Source organism: Aeromonas sp. R1-1, assembly GCF_040908495.1.
Taxonomy (GTDB): Bacteria; Pseudomonadota; Gammaproteobacteria; order Enterobacterales; family Aeromonadaceae; genus Aeromonas; species Aeromonas veronii.
Window position 1 is genome coordinate 1 of sequence record NZ_JBFODV010000206.1, and the last position, 6,563, is coordinate 6,563.

Sequence of the window (6,563 nt, forward strand, 5' to 3'; positions counted from 1 at the left end):
AGGTCGACATGTTCGGCGTGCTTACCGAAGAGATTGACGACGTCAAGAAGGCGTTTGCCAATGTGCCGCACTGGCCTGACAAGGTGTGGTTGGAAGGGGAGCGCGAGACCCTCGGACTCTATCTCACCGGCCACCCCATCAACCAGTACAGCAGCGAATTGCGTCGTTATACCTCGGGTCGCCTGTGCGATCTGCATCCCACCTCCCGCGATACCGTAACCACGGCGGCGGGGCTGGTGATTGCGGCCCGCAGCATGGTGACCAAGCGTGGCAACAAGATGGGGATCTTCACCCTGGACGACCGTTCCGGTCGCCTCGATGTGACCCTGTTCAGTGAAGCGCTGGAAAAATATGAAGAATTGATGCAAAAAGACCGCATTTTGGTGGTTTCTGGACAGGTCAGCTTTGATGACTTCTCCGGTGGCCTTAAAATGTCGGCTCGAGAATTACTGGATATCAACGATGCGAGGGAGCGTTTTGCCAGAGCAATCCGCATCTCCCTCGATGAACAGCGTATCGATGATCGCTTTTTTCCGCGTTTGTGCGAGATTTTGGAGCCCGCCCGTGCCGGAGTCTGTCCGGTTCAGGTAAACTATCGTCGCCCCGGTTCCCGGGTGCGATTGACGCTCGGTACCGAGTGGCGGGTGACACCCACCGATCAACTGTTAGATGACTTGCGCGTCCTGCTTGGACGAGAGCGGGTCGAGTTGGTTTTTGATTAGAGGTTCTAAGGCCCTATGAGTCTTTTTCTGGATTTTGAACAGCCGATTGCCGAGTTGCAGGCGCAGATTGATGAGCTCAAACATGTGAGTGAAGGCAATCACGCCGTGGATCTGAAAGACGAGATCCGCCGGCTGGAGAAGAAAAACGAAGAGCTGACCAAGAAGATCTTCGGTGATCTGGGGGCCTGGCAGGTATCCCAGATGGCGCGTCATCCCCAGCGCCCCTACACCCTCGATTATATCGAGCATATCTTCACCGATTTCGACGAGCTGGCTGGCGATCGTGCCTATGCCGATGACAAGGCTATCGTCGGGGGCATCGCCCGTCTCGACGGCGAGCCTGTGATGGTGATTGGTCACCAGAAGGGTCGCGAGACCAAAGAGAAGATCAAGCGAAACTTCGGCATGCCGCGTCCGGAAGGATACCGCAAGGCCCTGCGTCTGATGGAGATGGCCGAACGCTTCAAGATGCCGATCATCACCTTTATCGACACCCCGGGCGCTTACCCTGGCGTCGGTGCCGAAGAGCGTGGCCAGTCCGAGGCGATTGCCCGCAACCTGAAAGTGATGGCCGGTCTGACCGTGCCGGTGGTCTGCACCGTGATCGGTGAGGGTGGCTCCGGTGGTGCGTTGGCAATCGGGGTGGGTGACCGCGTCAACATGCTGCAGTACTCCACCTACTCCGTCATCTCGCCTGAAGGGTGTGCCTCCATCCTGTGGAAGAGTGCTGACAAAGCTTCTGTGGCTGCCGAAGCGATGGGGATCACTGCCCAGCGTCTGAAAGAGCTCAAGCTGATCGACCATGTGATCGACGAGCCCCTCGGTGGTGCCCATCGCGATGTGGAGAAGATGGCCAAAAACCTCAAGGCCCGCATCAAGCAGGATCTGGACGCCCTGCGTCCGCTCGATACCGAGCAACTGCTGGAGCAGCGTTACCAGCGTCTGCTGGGCTACGGCTACTGCTAAGCGCAGCCGTCAATCCCGAGTATTCAGGCCCCTGTCATCGACGGGGGTTTTTATTGCTGATGACTTGTCTTGCGGTGATTGCCCCAACGCGCCCTGAAACGGCGCTGCTCACTCTTCGCGGGTGAGGGGCAGGGTTGGTATGCCATGTTATTGGTGATGGCTGTCATTAGCCTGCAGCATCCTTTGGCATTGCTAGCGGTGGCATGACAAGCCGCTTGATCATCCGATTGCGGCATAAAAAAGCGCCCCGGCTGTGCGGAGCGCTTTTACAGGTGTCTGGCAGTATTACAGTTCAATCTCGTCTGTAAGACCTTCATAGGCGATATCGATGGATTGCAGCTCCTTCTGCAGGCGATGTTTGTCTTTCAACGCCTCGATTTCACGCCATTTACGTTTTTTTCCCGTTGTCCCGCGGCTACGCGAACCGAGTTCAACCACCTCGTCATAATCGAAGTTGAACATTTCCATGGCTCCCTCCTTGGTTTTTATCGTTTTCACCACCCGTATAACATAACGAATCTGAAATTAAAACGTTTTCGTGACGACTCTATGACAGCGCTAAAAAAGCCCATGAAAAAAAACCGGGCCCCTTGTTAGGGGCCCGGTTTTTATCAGAAAAAAGAACCGATTACAGGCGGCTTGCCAGCATGGTTTCCAGCTTGCCCTGGTCGATGGCAAACATGCGGATGCCTTCGCCCAGCTTCTCGTGAGCCATGGCGTCCTGGTTCAGTTCCCAGCGGAATTCGGCTTCGGTCATCGGGGTCGGTTTGGCCTTGCGCTCACCGGTGTAGTCCAGTTTGCGTACCACGGTGCCTTCGGTCTTGCTCAGCTCTTCCAGCAGGGCCGGGCCAATGGTCAGGCGGTCGCAACCGGCCAGTTCCAGGATCTCGCCAGTATTGCGGAAGCTGGCGCCCATCACCACGGTCGGGTAGTCGTGCTGCTTGTAGTAGTTGTAGATGGAGGTAACGGAGACCACACCCGGATCTTCGCTGGCGGTGTAATCACGGCCATTTTTAGCCTTGTACCAGTCGAGGATGCGACCCACGAACGGGGAGATCAGGAAGGCACCGGCTTCCGCACAGGCACGGGCCTGGGCGAAGGAGAACAGCAGGGTCAGGTTGCACTGGATACCCTCTTTCTCCAGTACTTCAGCGGCACGGATCCCTTCCCAAGTGGAGGCCAGCTTGATCAGAATGCGGTCGTTGCTGATGCCGGCTTCGTTGTAAAGACGGATCAGCTTGCGGGCTTTGGCAATGCTGGCTTCGGTATCGAAGGAGAGACGGGCATCCACTTCGGTAGAGATGCGGCCCGGAACGATCTTCAGCACTTCCAGACCGATGTTGACGGCCAGCTTGTCGCCCGCGTCGATGATTTGCTGTGCCTTGTCCTGGCTCTGGGCTTTGGCCCAGTTGATGGCGTCTTCGATCAGCGGAGCGTACTCGGGGATCTCGGAGGCCTTCAGAACCAGAGAGGGGTTGGTGGTGGCATCGATGGGCTGATAGCGTTTGATGGCTTCGATATCACCGGTGTCGGCAACAACAGTGGTCAGGGCTTTCAGCTGGGTTAATTTATCGGCCATAGCGAATATCATCTCTTAATGAGGGAGTAATCCCTGGGTTGCGGGCTTGAGACGGTGGTTCTGAAATAAAATTACAGGATCTTGGTGCCTCAGGCTCAGAAAAGCGCGATGGGGGCGGCCCATCGTCATTGCCTGCCTAATTAATACTGATGTGCTGCATCCTGCAATAGGGGCGCTTGGTTGTTAAACATTCAGGCTGTTGAGTTATCCCGTTTTATGGCTTGAAACTATATGATTAGTAAGGTTTTTTACATTTCCTTCCGACCTCGCTCCGATTTGCTTTCAGCTGAACTTTTTTAGCCAATATCCATATTTGTGTCATCGATCACATAAATTATCTTGCTACGTACTTGAAATTTAATTACAGCGAAAACGTTTGGCGAAATGTCTCCGTTTGAAAGCCATTTCATGCAAGCGTTTGCGTTTTCGCATAGCTCATCAGGGATATATCAAAATGGTTCTCTTATGGGGCTTAATGGTGGCCTGTCTGATTGAATTATTGAGTTTGTTGAAAGTTTGCGATTTAAATGGAGCTTTATGGGCTTTTACCGTTCGTTTTTTGTGTCTCGCGTGACCGGGATCACTATTCCGGGCTCTCCCGCTGTGCTAGATTCCGCCCCTTTAGCGAAACGCTAATTAAACGACAGACAGAAAACGGTCAGCGCAGACTGACCATGGATGTGAATAACAACGAGAGAATTATGGACACCTTGATTGCGATGCTAAACGACCTGATGTGGGGAGCCGTGCTCATCTACCTGCTCATCGGGGTCGGTATCTTTTTCACCTTCCGCCTGGGTTTTATCCAGATCCGTCACTTTGGCCACATGTTTTCCGTACTGAAAAACAGCCGTAAATCGGACAACGCGGGCATCTCCTCCTTCCAGGCCCTCTGTACCAGCCTTGCCGCCCGTGTCGGCACCGGCAACCTGGCCGGTGTGGCTGTCGCCATCTATCTGGGTGGCCCCGGCGCCATCTTCTGGATGTGGCTGATTGCCTTTATCGGCATGGCGACCGCCTTCGTCGAAAGCACCCTGGCCCAGCTCTACAAGGTCAAGGATGAGGATGGCAACTACCGTGGTGGCCCGGCCTACTACATGGAGAAAGGCCTTGGCATGCGCTGGATGGGGGTGGTCTTCTCGCTCTGCCTGATCCTGGCATTTGGTCTGGTGTTCAACGCGGTGCAGGCCAACTCCATCAGTCTGGCGATGAAGGTGGCGTTTGGCATTCCTGACTGGGTCAGCGGTCTGGCGCTGGTGGCGCTCTCCGGCCTGATTATCTTCGGCGGCATTCGTGGCATTGCCCGTTTTGCCGAGCTGGTGGTGCCCTTTATGGCACTGGCATATATCCTGCTGGCGCTGGTGATCGTGGCGATGAACATCACCGAGTTGCCTCATGTCCTCATGCTGATCATCAAGTCCGCCTTCGGGATTGAGCAGGCAGGCTCAGGTGCGCTCGGTTATGCCATCTCCCAGGCGATGATCAACGGTATCAAGCGCGGTCTCTTCTCCAACGAAGCGGGCATGGGCTCTGCGCCCAACGCTGCGGCGACTGCCACTCCCTATCCGCCGCACCCGGCCTCTCAGGGTTATGTGCAGATGCTGGGGGTCTTTATGGACACCATCGTCATCTGCAGCTGTACCGCCGCCATCATCCTGATGTCCGGTCAGTTTGAGCCGGGATCCGGCGTGACCGGTGTCGAGCTGACCCAGCGTGCGCTCTCCTCCCAGATTGGCAGCGGTGGCAACATCTTCATTGCGGCGGCCATCTTCTTCTTTGCCTTCACCTCTATCGTGGCGAACTACTCCTATGCCGAGACCAATCTGGTGTTCCTCGAGCACAACCACAAGGGCGGTCTGATGCTGTTCCGGGTGTTCGTGCTGGGGATGGTGATGTTCGGTGCCGTGGGTGAGTTGCCGATCGTGTGGGCGATGGCGGATGTCTCCATGGGTCTGATGGCCATCGTCAACCTGGTGGCGATCCTGCTGCTCTCCAGCGTTGCCATCAAGCTGGCGAAGGATTACAACGACCAGCTCCGGCTGGGCAAGGTACCCACCTTCGATGCCAACAAATACCCCGAGATCCGCTCCCAGCTGGAAGAGGGGATCTGGGACAATCCGACCAAAAAGTAACAAGCGGTGAGTCAGACCTCTTGATTAAAACCTGAAGGGGGAGCCGGTGGCTCCCCCTTCTTTTATGGCGCGCTCTTCGGTTGCTTATCCCAGCGCCGAACGAGTTGCCTGATACGCCGTCGTAACTGGCGCCAGCAGCGCCCTTGTTGCCGTTCGCTGAGGGGGGCATAACGCCAGAGTCGATAGAGCCACGCACTCTTTAGCAGGGAGTGGGCAAGGTCGGGACGCAGCCGTGCCAGCCGCTCGCACCATGCCCCCATGCTCTCGGCGGGCTGGGGTGGGTAACCACTGCGTTTACCCCGTTTGAGCAGGGGCTGCCAGATGCGCAGCTCTGGCGGCAGGCGGGCGGGCAACTGCAGGGGCAGGCTCACCAGCAGGGCGACCAGCATCAGGCTGGCGAGGATCAACCAGGGTGTGTGCCCCGCCAGTGCAGGCCAGCGCAGGCCAATTTGCTGCCAGAGCTGGCCCGCATCGTAACCAATTACCCAGCGACTCCACTGGTAGTCGATATTGTTGCCCCACCAGCGCAACTGATTGAGCAGAGCCCAGTTGCGATAACGCTGCAAAGCGAGGGGGTCGGCAGCGGTAAACTCGTCGCTCAGAGCTTCCCTCACGCCGCCTTCAATACGCTCCGGTGCCACTGCCGCAGTGGGGTCGATTCGCCGCCATGTTCCCCCTTCATCGAGATACTCTACCCAGGCGTGAGCATCGAACTGGTGTACCGCCAGATAGTTGCCTCTGGGATTCCACTCGCCGCCGAGATAACCGGTGACCAGCCGTGCCGGAATACCGGCGGCGCGCAGTACGAAAGCGGTCACCATGGCGTAGTGGCCGCAAAAGCCGCGCTTGGTATCGAACAGGAACTCATCCACCCCGTCACTGCCAAGCCGTGGCGGGGTCAGAGTGTAGTAATAGGATTGGCTGCGAAACTGTTCGAGCAGGGCGGCGACCAGCGTGCTGCGATCCGGATAGCGTGCCGCAAGCTCTTGGCCATAGGCTCGCGCTCTCGGGTTGCCCCCGCCAGGCAGTTGCAGGTTGCGCTGGGCGGCTTGGCTGTCGTTCTCTGGCTGCGCTTCGCCGCGGCCAATGCGATAGCGGATCGCCACCTCGCCGCTCCCCTGCCGATAGAGGGTGTCGAGAGGGGTAAGCAGCACAGGGCCCGCC

Annotated in this window: 6 protein-coding genes; 3 read left to right on the forward strand and 3 right to left on the reverse strand. The window is 57.1% G+C overall.

Features of this window, described 5'->3' with window-relative positions; translation table 11 throughout:
* Together AB5Y92_RS13185 and accA are read left to right on the forward strand one after the other, a co-directional pair.
* On the forward strand, positions 1–722 hold a 722-nt coding region (locus AB5Y92_RS13185; RefSeq protein WP_368226933.1), incomplete at its 5' end, for an OB-fold nucleic acid binding domain-containing protein.
* Between the two features lie 15 nt (positions 723–737).
* Positions 738–1,688, forward strand: a complete 951-nt coding sequence (accA, locus tag AB5Y92_RS13190; RefSeq protein ID WP_368226934.1) for an acetyl-CoA carboxylase carboxyl transferase subunit alpha — start codon at positions 738–740, stop codon at positions 1,686–1,688.
* 285 nt (positions 1,689–1,973) lie between these two features.
* Here the strand turns inward: accA and AB5Y92_RS13195 are convergent, their stop codons facing one another.
* Both AB5Y92_RS13195 and tal read right to left on the reverse strand, forming a co-directional pair.
* Positions 1,974–2,156, reverse strand: a complete 183-nt coding sequence (locus AB5Y92_RS13195) for a DUF3545 family protein (RefSeq protein WP_005338547.1) — start codon at positions 2,154–2,156, stop codon at positions 1,974–1,976.
* A 160-nt stretch (positions 2,157–2,316) separates the two neighbouring features.
* The gene (tal, locus tag AB5Y92_RS13200; protein WP_076492916.1) at positions 2,317–3,267 is read right to left on the reverse strand and encodes a transaldolase; all 951 of its coding nucleotides are present in this window, start codon (positions 3,265–3,267) and stop codon (positions 2,317–2,319) included.
* 701 nt (positions 3,268–3,968) lie between these two features.
* On the opposite strand from tal, the gene AB5Y92_RS13205 reads away from it, so the two are divergent.
* On the forward strand, positions 3,969–5,399 hold the full coding sequence (locus AB5Y92_RS13205) for a sodium:alanine symporter family protein (RefSeq protein ID WP_128815675.1): 1,431 nt from the start codon (positions 3,969–3,971) through the stop codon (positions 5,397–5,399).
* Between the two features lie 62 nt (positions 5,400–5,461).
* Here AB5Y92_RS13205 and AB5Y92_RS13210 read toward each other — a convergent pair.
* A partial coding sequence (locus AB5Y92_RS13210; protein WP_368226935.1) for a transglutaminase family protein occupies positions 5,462–6,563 on the reverse strand: 1,102 nt, incomplete at its 5' end.

Excerpts from the sequence above, each read along its gene's own strand:
- accA (WP_368226934.1), top strand. The coding sequence starts at position 738 with ATGAGTCTTTTTCTGGATTTTGAACAGCCGATTGCCGAGTTGCAGGCG.
- AB5Y92_RS13195 (WP_005338547.1), bottom strand. The coding sequence starts at position 2,156 with ATGGAAATGTTCAACTTCGATTATGACGAGGTGGTTGAACTCGGTTCG.
- tal (WP_076492916.1), bottom strand. The coding sequence starts at position 3,267 with ATGGCCGATAAATTAACCCAGCTGAAAGCCCTGACCACTGTTGTTGCC.
- AB5Y92_RS13205 (WP_128815675.1), top strand. The coding sequence starts at position 3,969 with ATGGACACCTTGATTGCGATGCTAAACGACCTGATGTGGGGAGCCGTG.